This is a genomic window from Collinsella aerofaciens (genome assembly GCF_020709435.1).
Lineage (GTDB): Bacteria > Actinomycetota > Coriobacteriia > Coriobacteriales > Coriobacteriaceae > Collinsella > Collinsella aerofaciens_AU.
Genome location: NZ_JAJFDP010000004.1, coordinates 85,275 through 106,712, shown reverse-complemented (window position 1 = coordinate 106,712; position 21,438 = coordinate 85,275). Strand labels below are relative to the sequence as shown.

General features: G+C 61.0%; 17 protein-coding genes. 12 read left to right on the top strand and 5 right to left on the bottom strand.

Annotation, left to right across the window (positions count from 1 at the left end):
- Positions 1 to 2 precede the first annotated feature (2 nt).
- A complete protein-coding gene (locus LK493_RS10285) occupies positions 3 to 1,604 on the bottom strand; it encodes an FAD-binding oxidoreductase (RefSeq protein WP_227790245.1) in 1,602 nt (533 codons plus the stop codon).
- Positions 1,605 to 1,950: 346 nt separating this feature from the next.
- Between LK493_RS10285 and LK493_RS04305 the strand changes: the two genes are divergently transcribed.
- The 9 genes from LK493_RS04305 to LK493_RS04265 all read left to right on the top strand — a co-directional run bounded on the left by LK493_RS04305 (position 1,951) and on the right by LK493_RS04265 (position 11,698).
- Positions 1,951 to 2,247: a hypothetical protein gene (locus LK493_RS04305; protein WP_227790244.1), complete on the top strand. Its 297-nt coding sequence runs from the start codon at positions 1,951 to 1,953 to the stop codon at positions 2,245 to 2,247.
- Positions 2,244 to 2,753, top strand: a complete 510-nt coding sequence (locus LK493_RS04300) for a hypothetical protein (protein WP_227790243.1) — start codon at positions 2,244 to 2,246, stop codon at positions 2,751 to 2,753. The genes LK493_RS04305 and LK493_RS04300 overlap by 4 nt, the downstream gene beginning before the upstream one ends.
- A 90-nt stretch (positions 2,754 to 2,843) precedes the next feature.
- The gene (locus LK493_RS04295) at positions 2,844 to 3,443 is read left to right on the top strand and encodes a hypothetical protein (protein ID WP_161160416.1); all 600 of its coding nucleotides are present in this window, start codon (positions 2,844 to 2,846) and stop codon (positions 3,441 to 3,443) included.
- Positions 3,444 to 3,492: 49 nt separating this feature from the next.
- Positions 3,493 to 3,708 carry a hypothetical protein gene (locus LK493_RS04290; protein ID WP_158564811.1) on the top strand — a complete coding sequence of 72 codons (216 nt, stop codon included), beginning with the start codon at positions 3,493 to 3,495 and terminating at the stop codon, positions 3,706 to 3,708.
- Between the two features lie 983 nt (positions 3,709 to 4,691).
- Positions 4,692 to 5,156, top strand: a complete 465-nt coding sequence (locus tag LK493_RS04285; protein ID WP_227790242.1) for a hypothetical protein — start codon at positions 4,692 to 4,694, stop codon at positions 5,154 to 5,156.
- A 118-nt stretch (positions 5,157 to 5,274) separates the two neighbouring features.
- A complete protein-coding gene (locus LK493_RS04280) occupies positions 5,275 to 5,991 on the top strand; it encodes a DUF554 domain-containing protein (protein WP_035137052.1) in 717 nt (238 codons plus the stop codon).
- 88 nt (positions 5,992 to 6,079) lie between these two features.
- Entirely contained in the window at positions 6,080 to 7,840 is a 1,761-nt protein-coding gene (locus tag LK493_RS04275) for a TerB N-terminal domain-containing protein (protein ID WP_227790241.1), read from the top strand.
- Positions 7,833 to 9,137, top strand: a complete 1,305-nt coding sequence (locus LK493_RS04270) for an ATP-binding protein (RefSeq protein WP_161115338.1) — start codon at positions 7,833 to 7,835, stop codon at positions 9,135 to 9,137. Before LK493_RS04275 ends, LK493_RS04270 begins: the two co-directional genes overlap by 8 nt.
- 116 nt (positions 9,138 to 9,253) lie before the next feature.
- Complete coding sequence (locus LK493_RS04265; protein ID WP_227790240.1) at positions 9,254 to 11,698, top strand: DEAD/DEAH box helicase; 2,445 nt, start codon at positions 9,254 to 9,256, stop codon at positions 11,696 to 11,698.
- 100 nt (positions 11,699 to 11,798) lie between these two features.
- Here the strand turns inward: LK493_RS04265 and LK493_RS04260 are convergent, their stop codons facing one another.
- The 4 genes from LK493_RS04260 to LK493_RS04245 form a co-directional block, all read right to left on the bottom strand.
- A complete protein-coding gene (locus LK493_RS04260) occupies positions 11,799 to 12,674 on the bottom strand; it encodes a spermidine synthase (RefSeq protein ID WP_227790239.1) in 876 nt (291 codons plus the stop codon).
- Entirely contained in the window at positions 12,675 to 14,579 is a 1,905-nt protein-coding gene (locus LK493_RS04255) for an elongator complex protein 3 (RefSeq protein WP_227790238.1), read from the bottom strand. It abuts the gene before it with no gap.
- Between the two features lie 97 nt (positions 14,580 to 14,676).
- Positions 14,677 to 15,576: a DUF4097 family beta strand repeat-containing protein gene (locus LK493_RS04250; protein ID WP_148332552.1), complete on the bottom strand. Its 900-nt coding sequence runs from the start codon at positions 15,574 to 15,576 to the stop codon at positions 14,677 to 14,679.
- Positions 15,573 to 16,295 carry a helix-turn-helix domain-containing protein gene (locus tag LK493_RS04245; protein ID WP_148332550.1) on the bottom strand — a complete coding sequence of 241 codons (723 nt, stop codon included), beginning with the start codon at positions 16,293 to 16,295 and terminating at the stop codon, positions 15,573 to 15,575. The genes LK493_RS04250 and LK493_RS04245 overlap by 4 nt, the downstream gene beginning before the upstream one ends.
- A 267-nt stretch (positions 16,296 to 16,562) precedes the next feature.
- Here LK493_RS04245 and LK493_RS04240 point away from each other — a divergent pair, with 267 nt between their 5' ends.
- From LK493_RS04240 to LK493_RS04230, 3 genes are all read left to right on the top strand, one after another.
- Positions 16,563 to 17,435 (top strand): methyltransferase domain-containing protein, encoded by an 873-nt coding sequence (locus tag LK493_RS04240; RefSeq protein WP_055250686.1) that lies wholly within the window; start codon positions 16,563 to 16,565, stop codon positions 17,433 to 17,435.
- Between the two features lie 117 nt (positions 17,436 to 17,552).
- The gene (gene trmB / locus LK493_RS04235; protein WP_227790237.1) at positions 17,553 to 18,392 is read left to right on the top strand and encodes a tRNA (guanine(46)-N(7))-methyltransferase TrmB; all 840 of its coding nucleotides are present in this window, start codon (positions 17,553 to 17,555) and stop codon (positions 18,390 to 18,392) included.
- Positions 18,393 to 18,702: 310 nt separating this feature from the next.
- Entirely contained in the window at positions 18,703 to 21,384 is a 2,682-nt protein-coding gene (locus tag LK493_RS04230; RefSeq protein ID WP_227790236.1) for a DEAD/DEAH box helicase, read from the top strand.
- Positions 21,385 to 21,438: the final 54 nt, after the last annotated feature.

Sequence of the window (21,438 nt, the reverse complement as noted above, 5' to 3'; positions counted from 1 at the left end):
CTTCACGCGCCCCCTTTCTGGACGAGCTCATCCAAGAGCTTCTCCGAAAACAGGTTACCGCGGCCCAGCTGCCCGGCAGGATCGAGCTGGAGCTTAAGCCGTGCCGACTCGACCATGGCCTCGTGACCGTACATCGTCTCCAAGAAGCCCGCCTTGATCTTGCCGACACCGTGTTCGGCGGAGACGGCGCCGCCCATGACCGTGACCTCGGAAGCCCACCGGGCAAAGAGTTCTCCGCCGCGGCGGTATTCCTGCGCATCGCGCGGCAGAATGTTCACATGCAGATGGTTGTTACCGATGTGCCCCCAGGCGGCAGATTCAAGCCCACTTTCGGCCAACGTGCGGCGATAAAGGGCGATGACATCGGCCAAGCGTGCATTGGGCACCGACATGTCCGAGCCCAGTTTGGTGATGGCGGGATCCGTGCGGCGACGCTCGTCGATGAGCATGTTGACGCTCTCGGGCACCGCATGGCGGAAGAACCGCTGGCATTCGCGATCGACCTCGGTGCGCGCAACCCAGGTCGCGTCGTCGCGGCCACCCGCAAGCTCCAGTACCCACCCCAAGTGATACAGCTCCTCAGTCGCCTGAACTTCGTCGTCGCAGTCGAGCTCCACGTAGACACAGACCTTGGCCTCTTTGTCGAGCGCCGGCAGCGAGGCAAACGCCGTCGACTGCTCGCGCTGGCGACGTAGAATATCCAGGGCGCCAGCGTCGAAGTACTCGATGGCAGCCGCATGGGACAGGACGGGACGCACGGAATCGGTGAAGGACACGGCCTTGTCTTCGCTGTCAAAGAAACAGCTCACGCCCCAAACGACCGCAGGCGCCGCCTGCAGGGCAATCTCGAGCTCGGTGATGACGCCGATTGTGCCACACGCACCGATAAACAATTCGGTGGCATCCATATCGTCAGCAACGAAATAGCCCGAAGCATTTTTGGTCTTGGGCATGGTGTAGTCGGGAAGGTCAAGCTCGAGTGCACGGCCCACTGCCGTCACGAGCGACAGGTGGCGGCCCTGGGCAAAAGCCTCGCCGCGCTGAAGCTCAAGCAAATCGCCATCAGCCAGCGCGACGTGGAGTCCCGTGATATGCGGGCGCATGGGGCCGTAGGCGTAGCTGCGGGCACCGGAGGCGTTACATGCCGCCATGCCGCCCAGACAGGCAGACGCCTCGGTGGGATCGGTGGGAAAGAACTGCTCGGGGGCCTCTTGAAACTCATCGTAGGCCTTAAGCGATGCCTGGTCCCAACCAGCGGTCGGCAGCACCTTCTTGCTCAGCTGCTTGCGCAGCTCCGAGAGCACAACGCCCGGCTCCACGCGCAGCAAAAATTGGCCTTGTTCATCGCGGCGAAGGCCCAAGTAGCGATTCATACGGGAAGTATTGAGGATATGCCCGCCGTGGGGCACGGCACCGGCGGCAAGGCCGGTTCGGGCGCCCTGAACCGTTACCGGGACACGCTCGGCATGGAGCTTTTCCAAAATGGCACGGACCTCGTCTTCCGTTGTCGGAAACGAGATGCTCGATGCTTCGCCCGATGCGCGAGATTCATCGCGGCCATACTCTTCGAACTCGTCGGTGAAGGGTTTGATGGTTACAGACACGCGAACTCCCCCTTTAGCTAACTACAGTGTTTGCAGGGAGATGTTACCGCATCGTTTCGTCGACGTGTTCGAGACCGTCTCCATAATTGGCGATTTTTACGTTCGTGCAATTCGGCGAGCGGCTGGATTTCCTCGGCAGACGATGCTTTTAACACATATGGCCCCGCCGTCACTGACCGCGCGATTGCCGCTCGAAAAAAGTTGGAGTATTTTTTGCCGCCTTTTACCTGCGGAGACGCCAATCCGTCAAGCATTTGGTCAGCAATTGGTCAAGTAACGGCTGATACGGTCGGCATCGACAGCCAAAACCGACAGAAGTTTTGGCCCCAGAAGCAGGGAGGTTCCCATGGCATATTACTGGCCCCAGTACGGCATCGCCATCGAAGTCAACGACGATCCCCATCTCCTGCCTTTCGACGAAGAGGCATTCCCCGATACGACGGTCTACCACGTTACCACCGATGTGATCTGCGACCCTGAGTCGTTCTCGGCGCTCGCCCACCACATCGCGCATATCCACGACATCGAGCTCCCTCCCGACTTCGACGAGCTCGTCTACTCGCGCCGTCTGATGCTTCACATGCTCTTTGGAGCGGACCCGTCCACCTTTGCGCGCATCTATACCGCCAAGGATGCCGCATGAGCGCGAAGAAGCCACCCCACTTTGCAGGCCTGGGTCGTCGCAAGAAGCTCATCGTTGCCTGCTTGGCCATCGTCTGTGCCCTTGTCGCCGTAGGACTATACGTTTGGCAGTCGCAGCCCGTACCCGAGGCGGGCGCTTCGGTTACGACGGCCGAGGGCAAAACGCGCCAGGAAATCCAAGATGAGCTCGACGCCATCGTCCGCGACAACATGATGACGATTTCGGTCGCACCGGTCGCTCAGCTGCAGGAGGACGGCAAGCTGCGCGTCAACGTGCAAAACGTCCAAGACAATAAATTTCCCCAGCGATTCCGCGTCATCCAAAACGACGAGACCATGTACGAATCCGGTGTGGTCGAGACCGGCAAGACAATCGAAACGTGCCCCGCCGGCGACATCAAAGAAGGCGAGGCATACATCGAGATCCAGGCACTCGATGCCAAGACCCTCGACAGCCACGGCAATCCGACACGTGTCAAGGTGCGGGTTGAGCAAGCCGAGAACTAGCTTTTCCGGCCGACGCGGCACCGCACGCAATTCACCAGCATTCGTCCAATCATCGCGGGGACGGCCCGCGGCGAATAGAAAGGAACGACCATGGACATCACCAGGAACATGAACGGAGCCAGAGCGCTCGCCGTGGGCGCAGGGCTCGCGCTCGCGCTCGCAATGGGCGCCGCCCCGACGCCAGCTATGGCAGCCGGGCGCGTTGGAACCACGAAGGTAATGGTCAGGACCGAGATCGACAACGTTGAGTTCAAAGTTCCGACGGTTATTCCCTTCGTCGCCAAGGCCGACGGCACGCTTCAGGGCCCCTCAGAAGACGCGACCACCATCGACAATCATTCGGCCTACGGCATCCATGTCACCAACATGAAGATCGACGCCATGAACACCTGGACCATTGCCGCCGACGCCAAGGCCGGAACCGCGCAGAACTCCATCGACTTTAAGGTCGGCCCCGACGGCGCGCTCCAGAACGCCAGCGCCGCAATGCAGGGAACGGGCCTCGATCTTTCCAAGAATGCAGCCTTCGACATGGGCTATCAGGGCATTGCCGGTGGCACGGACAAAATTAAGCTCAAGACAAGCGGAAACGTCGCCCGCGTCACGCGCGACATCTTCCGCGTAACCGGCGAAGGCGATCAGGTTGCAACGATCACCTGGACGGTCGAGCCCGGTGCGCACACGGCATAAGGCCGTCGCCCTGGCCGCCGCCGTCAGCATCCTAGCGTTTGGGCCAGCCATGGCCTTTGCCCAGCAAGAACAGGCGCAGGCCGCCACGCAAGTGACGGTCGACCTCTCGGAGCTCGACCGCAGCGACCGCGAGGAACCGTTGGCGCAGACAGGCGACAAACGATGGCTCTTGGCAGCAGGCGCCGCAGCAGCAGGCGCGGGAACCGCCGGCCTCGGTCTGCACATCAAACACAGCCAGAAACAAAACACGGACAGGCCGCACTAAATTAGCTAAGGAGACCCCATGGCATCGAAGAACCTTTTGCCCGTCGTCGCACTCTGCGGCGCGCTCGCAACCGGAACGCCTGTCGCCGCTTGGGCGACTCCTGTCATGGCAGACTCCTTACCAGCGGCCCTAAGCTCCGCACCAAATCCGTCGAGCGCCATTGCGTGCAAGCGTTTTTCGATCGCACAGGCCGCAATCTCAACCTCGGGATGCCTTCGTCGTAATACGGACGGCTCGATAGTCGTGGATATCAATCGTTCGAACAAGGCAAACGGCTCCCAGGCGGGGTGCGCCGTCTGCACGTGGCGCTCGGTTGTGCTCGATGCAGATGGCGATCCATGCAATTTAGAGCTGCGCATCGACATCGCTTCGGTCGATGACTCGGCGAACGGAGCGAAGGTCGCCTTCGACGGTACGTTTTTTGAGAAAGGAGGCGGTATATGTCTGGGCTGCGCCGCCGCGAATGCAGACGATGCGCAGCCCACCCTCTCATTCACGGCATCGTTGCGGCTGACCAAAGCCGGTACCGATGCCATCGCGGCGGGAGAAGCGTCCCTGCTGTTCTACGCCGTCAGTACCAAAGACACAGACGCTCATTTCGAGAAGCCAGCCGGATCACTCAGCCTTACACGAGGGATAGAGGCAGGCCCTATTGAAATCGATGCCCGCGCGCAAAGCAGGCAACGCATTCTTGCCGACCCGGCGCTTCTCGAAATGGAGTGGAACGGATCCGGAGCCATCGGAATTCTCCCCTCCGCGTTTGACGCCAAGACGCTCCCCCAAACGACGAACCCATCAACGCAACCATACAAGAAGAGAGCGCGGACAAAGAAGCAGGTGCGGGCGACACGCCGTCGCCGACAAACAACGTCCCAGCTTCTCTCGAAGCGCCGAATGAGCCCGCTGCCGATCCAAACGATCCCGAGCTCGCGGACAGTCTGGGGCTTGCTGATCCTCAAGAGATCGATGAAGGTAACTGCTGCGTGCTTGCCGCGCTCGACCACACAGAGGTCATCGACGCTGCGAACATCGAAGTTGCCGCCGCCAATCAGCCCGTCCGCAAGTCGGCTATCATCGCATTTCCTGAATCCATCGAAGTCGTCTTTTTGCCATCGGGCGAGGTCGTGGCCCCAACACTGCTCACCTTGTTGGGCGCCAAGAATACTCGAAACGAAATTAAAAAGGTCACAGTTGTCGACCCTGCAACCACCGCCAAGCTGCGTCTATACGCCGTTGCTCCAGACGGAGGCAAGACCTTGGAATTCGATGGCGACACACTCCTGGCCTGGCGACGTCTGGACATTATGCAAGACGTCTCGTATCAGATCGAACTCGAAGGGTTTGATCGTGCCCGCGATGCCAATATCATCGCCGCGGCTATTGAATCCCCACAGCGGCTTATGACACTGCGCTTTGAATACTATCCCTATGTCCCGACAACCACCTGAGGCTTAAATGCCGCGCATCATTCCTAATACCACTTATATAACGTATTAGATGAGTCGCGATGTACCTCGCATTTCGTTCTGCTACGATTGCCACGTTGGCATCAATACAGGAGGGCTCATGCCGGGCTTGGGAACAATCATCAACGTTGTGCTTTTAGTTGCGGGCGGTCTTTTGGGATTAGCGGGCGGCCGCTTCATTACACCGCGCATCCAAGACACGCTCATGAAAGCATCGGGGCTGTGCGTCCTGTTTATCGGCCTTGGCGGCACCATGCAAAAGATGCTCCTTATCGATGGGAAGGCGCTAGCGACCACCGGCACCACCATGCTCATCGTCTCGTTCGCCCTCGGCTCGCTCATCGGCGAGGCCATCAACTTGGAGGCCGCCATCGAGAACCTTGGCGAATGGCTCAAGCGCAAAACCGGCAGCGAGGGCGATAACGAGTTCACCAACGCTTTTGTCTCGACTTCACTCACCGTGTGTATCGGCGCCATGGCCATTGTGGGATCGATCCAGGACGGTCTGCTCGGTGACTGGTCAACGCTTGCCCTGAAAGGCGCATTGGACTGCATCATCGTCTGCACCATGACGGCGTCGCTTGGCCGCGGCTGCATTTTCTCCGCCCTGCCCGTCGCCGTGTTCCAGGGGACGATCACGCTGTTTGCCGGCGCACTCTCCCCCATCATGACTACGGCAGCCCTCGACAGCCTTTCGCTCGTAGGCTCCATGCTCATCTTCTGCGTCGGCGTCAACCTCATCCGTCCTCAGACCTTCCGCACAGCCAATATGCTCCCCTCCGTCGTCATCGCCGTCATCTACGCCCTCCTGTTCTAAATCTATCTACGCAGCAGTATCTCGAACACCTGTTTGATGCTGTGCTATGATATGAGGTCACCGAAGCTGCGTTAGGAGAGGAGAAGCGGTGGCCGACCAGGACATCAAGATGCTCATCGAGCGCATTATGGCCGAGGCCCGGACCCATCAGTCCGCCCGCTTCTCAAACGAAATCTACGCAGACGAGCCGATTCTCAAAACCGGCCGACAGATGCAGAATTTCCTCCCCGACCAATACCGCAAGATGCGCGAGATATCGCGCTGGCAGGATGACCCCAAGGGCGGCGCGGGCCGCTGGCTATCGGAGGCCGAGCTTTTCTACCGCCAGGGCTTGCTGATGGCCGACTTTGAGGACGACTGTCCATACAACGGCACCTTTAAGTCGTACTTTCCCACCTACAATGCCATGAGCGACCGGCAGTTGCGCGGCTACTTTACCTGGCGTGCCCAAGTGCGCCGCGGAACCGTCGAGGAAACGTCTACATCCTTTGCCTTTCTGTATCTCTATGAGCTGATTTGCGGCATTGGCATAGATGATCCGCTCGAAGGTTTTAACAAGATCAAGGCCTTTTGGGATGTCTATCGCGCCTTCGAGCCCGGCATCGACCGGTTTGCGCGCGTGTGGCTGCAGGATTACGCCGTTTTCCACGGACTCGACCCCAAGCTACTTCGCGACTCTAAAACCGTCATGTTCGATAACGCCCTTATCGAGCTGCGGCGCGCGGCACGAGACCTTGTACCAGCACCGGCACCGTCCGGCCAGACCCCTAAGCGTCGCAAAACCTCCGAGCCCACGCTCCCCCTTCCGCCCGATGAGGTGCGCGAGGAGCGACTCATGGCCGCCATCAACGCCCTCTCCACGTACAACCTAAGTAACTCGCGGCTCGACCGCAGCCACCACCGCGATCTGCGCCACGTGGCGTGCGCCGTGTATGTCCGTATGGCGCGCTACTATGACACGCACCGAAAGACCGACATCGTGGCGAGCTTATTTGGGGAGGAGACGGCCATGCCCTACACCATGTTTGCCTCGGCCGTATTCTTTGCGCCCGAGCGCCACGAGGACTGCGAATATCGCCTGGACCCCATTCACATCTACCGCTGCCAAAACGGCTTTTGGGAATGCATGCGAATTCACGGCAGCAGGCAAAAAAGCAGCAAGCTTGGTGAGATGATGCGCGCCTGCGACCAACGCCTACGCCTGGCCCTAGACCCCACCCACCCCCTGAAGGAGGAGAAGGTCCCCAAATATCTGGCCAAGATCATCGATGACGAGATCATGGCATGGCTTTCGTGGGACGCCGCACACCAGCCCATCAAGATCGATATCGATTTGAGCCAGCTGGGGCACATTCGGAGCGCCGCCGCGCAAACGCGCGAAGCGCTTTTGATCGATGAGGAACGCGAGGACGACGCATCCGCAGAAGCCGAGGCAGCGGACTCAGGGCAACCGGAAGCCGAGCCCGTAACCGACGCGATTGTCGAGGCGGTCGTGGCACCCATTCGGCAGGACTTGACCGACGAGCCGACCATATCCACCGAACAGTTTGGTGTCGTGGCACCGCTTCTCGCGCCGACGCCCGCGTTCGCAGCTGCTGCGCCCGCTGACGCCACAAACGAACTCGCGCCCGCCGCAGATGCCTTCCTTCGCGCACTGCTCGAGCAAAACGCAGCGCAAGCGACATCGGCAGTGGCGCACTCAGGACAGAGCGAGGACATGCTAGTCGATACCATCAACGAGGCGCTCTTTGACCTGGTGGGCGACACCGTAATTGAATTTAGCGCGGCAGGGCCGCAGATTATTGAGGACTACGAAGCAGACGTGAGAGGATACCTAGACCATGAGTGATACCGCATCCGCAGCACCCCGCGTGCCCAAGCGCGTCGCTGCCGTCATTCTCAACTCGCTCAAGGGCGGCGTGGTCCCGCGCATCGGCCTTCCCTACATTACCGTAGGGCGCGAGGTCGAGATCCGCGCCCTGCTCACCGATCTGAGTCTCATCGCCGACGGTGGTGCGAGCTTCCGCTTTCTGGTCGGTCGTTACGGCGCCGGCAAGAGCTTTTTGCTCCAGACCATCCGCACGCACGCCATGGGTGAGGGATTCGTCGTCGCCGATGCAGACTTATCCCCCGAGCGCCGTCTGCAGGGCGGGCAGGGGCAGGGCCTTGCCACCTACCGCGAGCTCATACGCAATATATCGACCAAGACGCGCCCCGAGGGCGGTGCGCTCAACCTTATTCTTGATCGCTGGGTCGCCTCGTACGCCGACGTCGACGAGTCGGTCGTCAATGCCCAACTGGCCCCGCTCGAGGAAATGGTCCACGGCTTCGACTTCACCCGCATGCTCCGCCGCTATCGCACGGCCGTATCCGAGGGCGACGAAGAAGCCATGAGCCGCGTGACCAAATGGATCCGCGGCGAATACCGTACCAAGAGCGAGGCTCGCGCCGAGCTGGGCTCCTCGACCATCATCAGCGATGACGACTGGTACGACTACGTTAAGCTCATCGCGCGTTTTTTGGTCTGCAGCGGCTACAAGGGTATGTTGGTGCTCATCGACGAGCTCGTGAATCTGTATAAGATTCCCAACGCGATCACGCGCCAGTACAACTACGAGAAGATCCTGACCATGTACAACGACACACTCCAGGGCAAGGCGCAGTACCTGGGCATGATCATGGGCGGCACGCCAACCTCCATCGAAGACCGCCGCCGCGGTGTGTTCTCCTACGAGGCTCTGCGTAGCCGACTCGCTCAGGGTCGCTTTGCGCGCGAGGACCTTAAGGACATGCTCGCGCCCATCATCCGTCTGCAGCCACTCACCTACGAGGAGCTGCTGGTGCTGATCGAAAAACTCATGCAAATTCACGCCGGCTACTTTGGCTGGACGCCCACGCTTACCGAGAACGACTTGGTGGACTTCCTCAAGATCGAGTTCGGTCGTGTGGGAGCCGACACACATCTGACGCCGCGTGAAGTCATTCGCGACTTTATCGAGCTGCTCGACATCCTATGCCAGAACCCCGACGCCAACGTAGCCGAGCTGCTGCAAAGCGTCGGCGGCGACGCGCTGGTGCCGGCAGCAGCAACAGGCGACACCGGCACCGCAGGCGGCGACCGTAACTTCGCCGAATTCACCATCTAACCTGCCAAAAAGGGACAGGTTTATTTTGGCAGGTTTTATCTGGGCGAACGTTGAGACTGTAATGCAGCAAGCCGTTGCCAGCCGCGTTGAGAGATTCGTTTTTGAGAGGAGGCCCCGTGAACGCCTTTGACCGCTACGCCCCGTTTATCCAAGACTTCATCTACTCCCACGATTGGGAGAGCCTGCGCTCTATCCAGGTTGCGGCGGCAGACGCCATCTTTAACACACAAGACAATGTGCTCCTAACGGCATCCACAGCTTCCGGCAAAACCGAGGCAGCCTTCTTTCCCATCCTGACCGAGTTTTGGGAGAACCCGCCCGCAAGCGTTGGTGCCCTCTACATTGGCCCCCTCAAGGCACTCATCAATGATCAGTTCGTCCGTCTCAATGACCTGTGCGAAGAGGCCGATATCCCTGTCTGGCACTGGCATGGCGATGTCTCGCAGTCGCACAAGGCTAAGCTCATCAAAAAACCGAGCGGTATCTTGCAGATTACGCCCGAGTCGCTCGAGGCGCTCCTGATCCATAAGCACATGGCAATCCCTCGTATGTTCTGCGACCTGCGCTATGTGGTTATCGACGAGGTTCATTCGCTCATGCGCGGCGACCGCGGCGGTCAGACGCTCTGCCTTATCGAGCGCCTCTCGCGCATGGCGGGCGTGCAGCCCCGCCGCATCGGCCTTTCTGCCACCATCGGCGACCCCGAGCGCACGGGCGCCTTTCTCTCACAGGGAACAGGACGCGATTGCATCATCCCCCGCTTTGAGGAACCGCGCCGCGTGTGGCGCATCTCCATGGAGCACTTCTACAACTCGGGTCCCCAGGCACAGCAGCGGGGATTCGAGAGCACGGGTCCACAAGAAGCCGAGATGCTTGCTTGCGAGCGTATTGAGCCGGCGGCGCCCGCGGCGCTGCCGGCTGGCGCCCAAGACGTGCGCCACAGCGGACAGCTTACACAGGAGGAACGCCGTCAACGTCGTGAGCGGGCACGGGGCAAGGCCGCTCCCAAAGACCGTCGCACTTCTTCGGCCCCCGAGGGCGAAGTCGACATCCCACGAGCGACCGAGCAGGCGCTTCTCAACCCCACCGACACCGCGCCCGAAAACGCCGATCCCGGCATGGGCTATATCTTTGAGCATACGCGCGGCCGCAAGTGCCTGGTCTTTGCCAACTCGCGCGAGGAGGCAGAGGCCGTGTGCTCCATGCTGCGCAGCTACTGCGAGAGCCGGCACGAGCCCGACCGTTTTCTCATCCACCATGGCAATCTTTCGGCATCGCTGCGCGAAACGGCCGAGGAACTCATGCGCGATGAGGAGCAGGCACAGACAACCGTCACCACCTCCACGCTGGAACTCGGTATCGATATCGGCCGTCTGGAGCGTGCGTTTCAGATCGACGCGCCATTTACCGTCAGCTCCTTTTTGCAGCGAATGGGCCGCACGGGGCGCCGCGATCTTCCGCCCGAGATGTGGTTTGTCATGCGCGAGGAGGAACCCGAGCCGCGCACGATGATGCCCGAGACCATTCCGTGGAAGCTCCTGCAGGGCATCGCGCTCGTACAACTCTATCGCGAGGAAAAGTGGGTCGAGCCGCCCGAGCTCGATCGACTCCCCTACAGCCTGCTCTACCACCAGACTATGTCGACGCTTGCCAGCACCGGCGAACTCACGCCGGCAGAGCTTGCCCAGCGCGTGCTCACACTCAGCTATTTCCATCGCATCTCGGCCGATGACTATCGCGTGTTGCTGCGTCACCTCATTAAGATCGACCATATCCAAGTCACCGAGGGCGGCGGGCTCATCGTGGGTCTCGCGGGCGAGCGCATCATCAACAACTTTAAGTTCTACGCCGTGTTCCAGGAAAACGAGGAGTTCACCGTTCGCAGCGAATCGGCCGAGCTGGGCACGATTGTCAACCCGCCCCCGCCCGGTGAGCGCATTGCCATCGCCGGCCATTGCTGGATTGTCGAGGAAGTGGACTGGAAGCGTCACACCGTCTTTGCCACGCAGGTCAAGGGCCGGGTGCCGGCCTACTTTGGCGACTGCCCCGGCGACATCAATACACACGTACTCGAGCGTATGCGCAAGGCGCTCAACGAGCACGCGGCGTATCCTTACCTGATGGGTAACGCGCGGGCCCGTCTGGCGCAGGCTCGCCATACGGCCGAGATTTCGGGCGCGGGAACTAAGCCGCTCATCAACCTGGGTGGCGACACCTGGGTGCTCTTCCCCTGGTTGGGCAGCTACGCCTTTTTGGCGCTCGAGCGCATGCTCAAGATTAAATGCGCCGCTGAGTTGGGCCTTCGCGGACTCGACCCGTCACGCCCGTACTTTATGCAGTTTAAGATGAAGGCCGACGAGGAGACGTTCTTTGAAGTGCTCGCCGCCGAAGCCGAGAAAGACTTCGACCCCATCGACCTCGTCTATCCCGGCGAGGTGCCTTACTTTGATCGGTATGACGAATTCGTTCCAGAAGAGCTCGTGCGCAAAGGCTTTGCCGAAGGCGTGCTCGACATCGAAGACATGAAGCAGCGTGTCCGCAGCTGGCGCGACCATACATAAAACCGGTCTTTTCGGCACGGGGCTTGTTGAGCTACTTTGGCATGACCAAGGAGTGGCTAAAGGAGCCCCGTCATAAACAGACTGGTCGCAGGGAGACGCGCTAGTCGTGGAGGGCAGCGCCGAGAAAGTCAGCGTCGAAGGGCACGGCTTCGGCAAAGGCGTAGTTGCCGTCGCTGGCGATGAGCAGGTAGTTTTCCTCGCCGCCGAACTTCGCATCGCCACATGGGACCACCCAGGCGTGGGCGAATACCTCGAGTGCCGTGGCAGCGCAATCGCGCAGGAACGTCACATCGCTCCCCTCGCTTGCGCTCACGATATTGGCAACGTAGACGCCACCGACATTTAGGCCGCCCCGCACCAAACGCAACGCTTCAACCGTCGCCAGCTCGCGTACGGGCTCGGCACCGCCAAAGCAATCGCTCACGACCACGTCGTAGCGACGATGGCCCACACTCGTCACACCCAGATACGAGCGAGCCTCAGCAGTAATCACCCGCAAGCGGTCGCCCACCGTGCGCTCCAGCTCGTCCAGATAGAACCAACGGCGCGCCAGGCGCGTAATCTCTCCGTCATACTCGATGACGTCCATGCGCAAGCCCTCGTGCGACATCAGGGCGAATTTAGGATAGGCAAACCCGCCGCCGCCCAGCATAAGCATACGGTCGATGCCGTGACCATAAGCGTCGCGCATCGCATCCTCGGACTCAAACACGTCGTCAAACGCACGATAGTACGCAAAGACGGGCTCGGCCCAACGCTCACCGACATAGCTCGCGCTTTGGTAGACGCCGCCTTGCACCAACACGCGAATCTCATCGCCGCCCTCATCGTGCACGCGTTTCACACGCGCCAACCCATTGCGGGTTCGCGCAACCTGCAGACAGGCAGCGCGAACAGCGACGGCGGCCGCACCAAGCGCCGCGGCTCCCAGAGCAACGCCGGCAACGACGCCGGCAGAAACACTTGGCTTGTTCATCTAGAGCTCCTTTTGCAGATAGAGTCCATGGTCGTAAAAACCCAAATGGCGATAGTACTCGCGCGTACCAATCGCGCTGATCACGTTGATGCGCGCATAGCCCGCGTCCCGAGCAATATGGCACGCACGCTCCACCAGCGACCGTCCCAATCCATGGTGCTGGGCTGCCTGGCCTTGATCCCCCACGCGCGCCGCCATGCCATACACGTGTACCTCGCGAATCATCGCCTCGTCCGGCATCGTCGGCAACTCGTCCGCATGTGCGGCAACAAAAGCGCGAACGGGCAGCGACAGACGCAAAAAGCCGGCGATCTTGCCTTCGGGCGTCACCCACTGCAAAAAGCGTTCACGCGTCACCGGCGTCTCGTAAGCGACCTCATCAAGAGACAGTTCATCCAGGTCGGCACCCGCGGTACTGATCTCGCGATAGCGAATCTCGCGCACCGTCGCACCGTCACCCCGAGCAGCCAGGCGGTTCTCAACGAGCTGACGCAGGTTGGGCTTCTTGTTGCCCACCATGATGTCGTCGGAGCTAAAGTCGCGGATCATGCGGCTGATGCGGCAGAACGCCGGCGTCACCACGATGTCGTCGGCCAGCACATCGAGCAGTTCTTCCTCGGTATAGGGGCGCCACTCGCCGCGCTCATAGCGGCCCACCAGACGCGAGCCCTCGATGAGCGCGCACGGGTAGACCTTGACCTCGTCGGGCATAAAGGCCCCCTCGGTCATAAAGCGCTCGTAGTCGCGCTTGTCCCCCTCGGGCGTGGCGCCCAGCAAGTTGAGCATAAAATGCGCGTGGATCTTAAAGCCAAACAGACGCGCAAGCGAAAACGCCCGCTCGATCTGAGCCACCGAAATGCGACGCTCGTTGATATCGAGCAGGTGCTGGTTGAGGCTCTGGATGCCCATCTGAATCTTGGTGCAACCTAGGCGGCGGATAAGCGTGAGCGCCTGGGGCGTCACGGCATCGGGGCGCGTCTCGATAACGAGCCCCACCACGCGATGCTTCGCCGTCTCGTTGATGCGCTGCTGACGCTCAAGCTCCTCCATCGTTGCCGTCTGCCACTCAGTGACCTCGCCCCACGGCGTACCGGGACCGTACAGACGACGCACCGCACGGTTATAGCCGCCCACGGCAGCATCCACACGCCCCTGCTCGTCGGCAACGCCGGCAGCAAGCTCGACCTCGTCTGTCGCAATGCCGGCAGCCCGATAGCGCTCGCGGCGCTCTGTTACCACCGGCGGCAGGGCATCGGCGGGAGCGTCATCGAGCAGGCGCCCTGCCTCGGCACGGCTGATGCCCGGACGCGCCAACATGGGGTTTGCCGCCACACCGGCGACGGCATCGTCATTGAGCGCACGGAAAAGCTCCGACATAAACCACGTCTGATACCCTTGCGGATAGTCGCTCCAGGTACCGCCGAGCACAATGAGCTCTATCTTGTCGGTCGCATGTCCCATCTGCGAAAGCGCGGTCAGACGAGCGCTCACCTGCAGATACGGGTCGAAGCAGTTTTGCTCCGCACGGGCGCACGCCGGCTCGGCGTGCAGATAGCTTTTGGGCATGCGCAGATCGTTGGGGCAAAACAGGCAATCGCCCGAGCATGGCCAGGGCTTGGTAATGACGGTAATGGTCGCCACGCCCGAGGCCGTTCGGCGCGGCTTCATACGCAGGACCTGCAGCAGTTGACGCTCCAGATCGGAATCGACATTCCACGCAGCCCACCGAACCGGCTCCTCACGTTTAACCCGCTGGTAGAACGGCAGCAGACGGCGCTTGGCCAAATCGCGTTTGTCGGCACCCTCACGGCGCGCCTCGGCATGTATCAGTTTGACGAGCGCTTTGTCGTCCACGGTCTCGCCGCGACGCAGAGCCTCGAGTATGTTCAAGATAATCTGTTCCATGTCCCCATTGTAAAGGCAAAGGCGCCGAAGCCCGTCACGGCTCCGGCGCCTCCATCAAAGAGCATGCCTATATGTACCGATCTCCGAAAACCGCATGTCACTCCGGATCAAACGACATGTCGCCCGAACCGACCTCAAAACGATACGTAGCAGACTTATCGCCGTTATCGAATTCAAGATTCAAAATGGTCTCGCCGTCGTAGCCAAGCGGAAGGAAATCGCTCTCAAAGTCGCCGCTGCCCAAGGTGAGGCTCGCCTTAAAGCCCGTCGAGTTCGGAACCGTCATCTCCACATCGCCCGAGCCCACACTCACGTCCATCGACTTCGCGGGGGCCTGGTAGAGCTCGAACGTCACATCGCCCGAACCGACCTCGGCATTCAGGGTATCGGTCACGGTGCCCGTAAACTCAACGTCTCCAGAGTCCAAAGTCAGGTTGAGGTCATGACACGCAATGCCCGCGACCGTCAGGTCACCCGATCCTACATTCGCTGTAATGCCCACCATGTTATCGGCAACTTCGCGCGGCAGTTCGACGGTAACCGTGCGGTCAATGGCGCGCTCGTCATCGCAATCGAACTGGCGAATCTTGAGCGTAGAGCCCTTGATTTCGGCCAGGTTCTGGGTTGCCGCATCGAAGGCAACGGTCCCCGTTGCCACGCGACCGCTTTCAATTACGCGCACTGGCCCGCTGGAGACGTGTTTGACCTCGACCGTGCCCGACGTCACGTCCAAGTCAAGCGATGTGAACGCGTCGGCATCAAAGGTTTCGCTCGAAAGCTGCTGAGGCTGAGCGGAATAGTTACCGCCATCCAAAAGATCGTCCTCGTCAACCGCATCGTCCATACCAGAGAAGCCGGATACAACATCGTCGAGATCCCACGGGCCATCAAAATGAATCAAAGTCCGCGAAATGCCAAAGACAAGCCCGATGATGAGCACAAACGCTCCGATGCCAACGCCCAAGCGTACCTTGGATTCATGCGAAAGCTTCATCATTCATCACTCTCTTTGGCAATCGGCTCAGCGGTAGTCGCGGTAGCCACGTCAGCATCAGATTCCGCAGAAGTATCCTTCCCCTGGGCCTTGACCGCCACCGACGCCGAACCAACCTGAATATCCCCGCGCGCCCAATCGCCATCGAGCGCACGCGCCACCCAGTGATAGATGGGAATCGTAAAGAAGATCAGTGCGGCAAAGGGGCCGGCACCAAACAGGAACATCAGCAAAAAGAACAGCAGCCAGCACACGGCCCAATACGGGAACGACTGGAACGGGCCCTTCACCGGAGTCGAGCCAACCGCACCGCCACTCGTCGCCTGCGCCGTAGCGGCATTGGCGGCCTGTGCACTCCAGCTTGCCGCTTGCGCCGCCTTGGCGGCGGCGTCACTCGCCTGTGTTGCCGCCTCGGTAGCTCGTGCCGCCGCCTCATGGGTGCGTGCGCGCTCTGCCGCCTCGGCCTCGCGTTGGCGAGCGCGGTCCTCGTTCTCAAACTCGATATCGTCCTCAATCTCGTCGCTCGGATTGAGCAACTCGTCCAAGCTCACGCCATAGAGTTTGGCGAGCGAGATCAGGTTCTCGGTATCGGGTGAGCTCTCCGCGCGCTCCCATTTACTGACCGCCTGGCGCGACAGCCCCAACTTTCGCGCCAGCCCTTCTTGGCTAAAGCCTTTGCTGCGGCGAAGGTCGGCGAGCCGCTGCGCAGTTTCTACATTCATGGTTCCTCCTATGTGATGCCAGCCGTGCCGCCGGACCGTTTTTGTTCTTAAGGCGCCTTGCACAGTTAAAAATCTATCCGCCACCGCCAAAAACATGCCACCTATTCTAGTGAGATTTTTGACAACCGGCGGTTGCGGGTGCATATGAGCTGCGGAAATGTGTCCAAACAAAGCAATGACCCGTAGCTTGGTTGTCCCCGTTGCGGCGTTAACGGTAGTATGGTCGTACTGTTAATTCCGCACCGCCAACGGAGGGAGTTCCGCGCCGTGAACCGCGATTTCGCCTCATCGCTCATCCAGCTCAACAACACGTTCTATCGCGAGCACTCCGCCTCCTTCTCCGATACGCGCCAGGCCCCGTGGCCCGGCTGGGTGCGTACCATGGACATCGCGCTCGGGCAGCTCGACGTCGCCACGATCGAGCATCCCGTCCGCGTCTTCGATCTTGCCTGCGGCAATATGCGATTCGAGAATTTTGCCGCAGGCGGCGCACTTGCCGCCAAGGGCGTCGACGGCGCAAACCCCTCGGCAGATGCCAGCTGCCCGTTTGAGTTCTATGGTGTCGACTCGTGTCAAGATTTGGCTATCGATGCACATGGCCACGCCCTGCGCATTCCCAACCTGCACTTCCAGGAGCTCGACGTGCTCGACGCCCTCATGAAGCTCAACCCCGCCGAGACGCCCGACGTGCTTTTCGACGCCCCGCTCGCCGACATCTCGGTCTGCTTTGGCTTTATGCACCACGTGCCGTCGTGCGAGTACCGCGTACGCGTACTCGACGCCCTGGTGCGGCAGACGCGCCCGGGCGGCATCATCGCCATCAGCTTTTGGGAGTTTATGAACGACGAGCGCATGGCGCGCAAGGCCGTTCGAGCCGAAGCCCGCGCCGAGCTCACCCCGCCGTTTGAGGGTTACGATTCCGCACAGTTTGAAGCCGGCGACCACCTCATCGGCTGGCAAAACGACCGTCACGCCTACCGCTATTGCCATCACTTTGACGATCAGCAGATCACCGACCTGGTGCGCGGCGTCCGTACGTTCTACAAGAGCGGCGAGGTCCCCGTGCGCGAGCTTGAGCGCTTCCATGCCGACGGTCGTAGCGGCGAGCTCAACCGCTATGTGATTCTCAAGCGCCTGTAGGCACCGACGACTCGCCGCCGAGCCGCACCACATCTTTCGGGCAATCTATGCCCGCCCTTTTCAACCCATTGACGGAACGCGCGGCCATGCGTTTCGCATTTATGACCAAGGAGCCTCATGGGAGCCGTCCACGTTCGCACGCCTAAGAACTTTGTGCTCGAGGAGCGCCTGGAGCGCTACGCCGATGCGATCGAGACGAACCCCGAGGCTTATGCCGGAGATTGGCGCGAGGCTTGCGCGCCAGCTGGCAGCAAGCCCTTCGAACACCTTCACCTGGATCTTGGCTGTGGCAAGGGAACCTATCTGGTCGAGCGCGCCCACCGCGAGCCCGACACCCTCTTTATCGGCATGGACCAGGAGCCCATCTGCATCGCCTATGCCGCGCAGAAAATCTGCGAACAGGGGCTATCCAACGCACTCGTCCTGCCCCGAGGCGCCGCATCGCTGCCACAGCTGTTTGCCGCAGGCGAGCTCGATGCCATCACCATTAACTTTCCCACGCCGCAGCCCAAGGCCAAGTACGCTAAAAAACGACTCGTCCATGTCGACCATCTGATGCTCTACCGCCCGCTCTTTTCAGCCGGCGCTACCGTCACGCTGCGCACCGATAGCAAGCCGTTGCGCGATTACGCCCTGGGACAGTTTGCCGCGGCCGGCTACGATACGCTTTGGGTAAGCGACGACGTCCGCCGCGACCATCCCAAGCACCCCGAGACCGAATATGAATGCCGCACGCGCGAGATGGGTGCCGCCGTCTATGGCATTTGCGCCACACCCGGCGCGCAGCCCAGCGATGAACAGCTCGCGGCGGGCCGCGCGCAGGAGCAAAGCCTTGCCTGCTACCTGCCCGAAAACCTCGATGCGCTCACCTATGTACCTCTGGGCATGGAAGAGGCCGTCGAGAACTTTAGAAACCGCGCCCGCAAAGGCAAGAAGCGCCTGCCGCAGGAGTCCTAGGGGCTTCTGATGGTCGCGGCGTCGGCAAACAAGTGAAAATAGGCGTCAGCGAACGACCCTCAAACCTAAGTGAGTAGACTTTTTTGCAATAGCCAAGCACAACCCGCATAACGAAAACTAAAACCGCAGGTAGAGCTCTTGCGCAAAAGCCATGTGCTCGCGATATTGCAAAAAGTCTACTCACTTAGCTGGCAGCTGCACCAAACGGCTGGGCAGAACGCCCATTTCCTGCATTTTCTCGCGCGCTGGCACCCCGCGCCGCTGCTACGCCATAATAGTTGGCGGACAAACGGCGAGAGAAAGCAACCACATGGCACAGACCACGACAGATACTTCCGCCAGCACCGTTTCTGGCGCCGGCGCCGCCAGCTCGTTCTCGGGCGGCACGGGAACCGAAGCCGAATTCGGCTCGCTCGGCGCGCTCTCCCCCACCTGGTGGGAGCCCGAGGATGGTAGCGAGCCCGAACCATGGCTCACGCCCGATCAGGCCTTCGAACGCTTCTTTGAATGGACAAGCGACCGCGGTATTGAGCTGTGGGACCACCAGGAAGAGGCCCTCATGGATCTAGTCGCCGGTGACCATGTCATTTTGGGAACACCGACCGGATCGGGCAAGTCGCTTGTCGCGCTAGGCATGCTCTTTATGGGCATGGCACAGGGCAAGCGCTGTTATTACACGGCCCCCATCAAGGCTCTGGTCAGCGAAAAGTTTTTCGACCTTGTGCAGGTGCTCGGCCGCGATAACGTCGGCATGATCACCGGCGACACGCATATCAACACCAAGGCGCCCGTCATCTGCTGCACGGCAGAAATCCTCGCCAACGATGCACTGCGCGAGGGCGAGGGCGCCGACGTGGGCTGCGTCGCCATGGACGAGTTCCACTATTTTGCCGACCCCGACCGCGGCTGGGCCTGGCAGGTGCCACTGCTCACGCTGCCTCACACGCAATTCATGCTCATGAGCGCCACGCTCGGCGATGTCACTGCCATCGCCGCCTCACTCGAGGAACACACCGGCGCTACCTGCGACTTGGTCGTCGATGCCCCACGCCCCGTGCCGCTGAGCTACGACTACGTGACGACCTCCCTCGAGGGCACCGTCGAGCTCGCGATGCGCGGCGGAGAGGCCCCGCTCTATATCGTGCACTTTAGCCAGGATGCCGCCCTTGCGACGGCACAGTCGCTCGCCAACTTTGGCATTGCCAGCAAGGAGCAGCGCGAGGCCATCAAGGAGGCGGTCAAGGGCACGAGCTTCTCGACGGCCTTCGGCAAGATCCTCAAGCGTTTGCTTGGCTGCGGCGTCGGCGTGCACCACGCCGGTATGCTGCCGCGTTATCGTCTGCTGGTCGAGCGTTTGGCGCAGCAGGGCCTGCTGCCCGTCATCTGCGGCACCGATACGCTCGGCGTCGGCATCAACGTACCCATCCACACCGTGGTGCTCACCGCGCTCACCAAGTTCGATGGCTACAAGATGCGTCGTCTGCGCGCCCGCGAGTTCCACCAGATTGCCGGTCGCGCCGGCCGCTCGGGCTTTGATACCGAGGGCATGGTGATTGCCGAGGCACCCGAGCACGAGATCGAGAACGCCAAGCTCATGGCCAAGGCGGGCGACGACCCCAAGAAGCTCCGCAAGATTAAAAAGAAGAAGGCCCCCGAGGGCTTTGTCACCTGGAACAAGCAGACCTTTGAGCGCCTGATCGAGACGCAGCCCGAAACGCTCAAGCCGCGCCTGCGCATCACACACTCCATGGTGATTAGCGTGGTCGAGCAGGGCGGCGACGCCCGCGCCCGCGTGCACGACCTCATCGAAACAAGCCTGCAGACCCCTGAGGAAAAGGCAAAGCTCGAGGTTCGTGCCGACGAGATCTTCGCCACGCTCATCGACTCCGGCGTCGTCGTGCGCACCGAGGTGCCGCCCGCACCCGACGCTCCAGCTGACGCCGCGCCGGACATCGACTATGCGCTAACGGTCGACCTGCCCGAGGATTTTGCGCTCGACCAGCCGCTCTCGCCGTTTTTGCTTGCCGCGCTGGAGCTGCTCGACCCCGAGAGTGAGACCTATACCATGGATCTGATCTCAATGGTCGAGGCTACGCTCGAGGATCCCAAGCAGGTGCTGCGCGCGCAGGAGCGCGCCGCGCGCGACCGCGCTATGGCCGAGATGAAAGCCGACGGCGTCGAATATGAGGAACGCTTGGAGCGCATCCAGGATGTCACCTACGAAAAGCCGCTCGAGGATTTGCTCGATGCCGCCTTCGACAAGTACTGCCAGGAAGTACCTTGGGCCAACGACTACCAGCTCTCGCCCAAGAGCGTCCTGCGCGACATGTTGGAGAGCGCGAGCGACTTTAAGGGCTATATCCAAAAGCTCGGCATCGCCCGCTCCGAGGGCATTCTGCTGCGCTACCTAGTCGAGGCCTACCGCTCCCTCGATCGCACCGTGCCCATTGAGAAGCGCGATGAGCGCTTGCGCGACATCATTTCGTGGCTCGGCTTTGTGGTACGCTCGGTCGACTCGAGCCTGGTGGACGAGTGGGAGAACGCCGGCAACCCGGCGGCCCTCGACGCCGCGCCGCCGCAGGGCATCGACGAGGTCGTTGCGGACCGTCGCGGCTGCACGCTGCTGGTGCGCAACGCACTCTTCCGCCGCGTGACCCTTGCCGCCCGCGAGCACGTTCGCGACCTGGGCGAACTCGACGAGGACTGGGGCATGAGCGAGGTCCGCTGGCAAAAGGCGCTCGATGCCTACCATGAGCAGCACGAGGAAATCCTCACCGACGGAGATGCCCGCAGCGCCGCGATGTTTACCATCGACGGGAGCGACGAGAAGACCGATCACGTGTGGCACGTGCACCAGATTTTTGCCGACGAGGATGGCGACCACGACTTTGGCATCATGGGCGATGTCGACCTGGATGCCACGCAAGACGGCGGCGAGGTCATCTTCAAAAACTACCGCGTCGGCTTTATCGAGGACCTGCTCGAGGACTAGCCGTACATACTGGAACGAAGCGGGGCCGTTAGCAGTATCGCCAGCGGCCCCGCT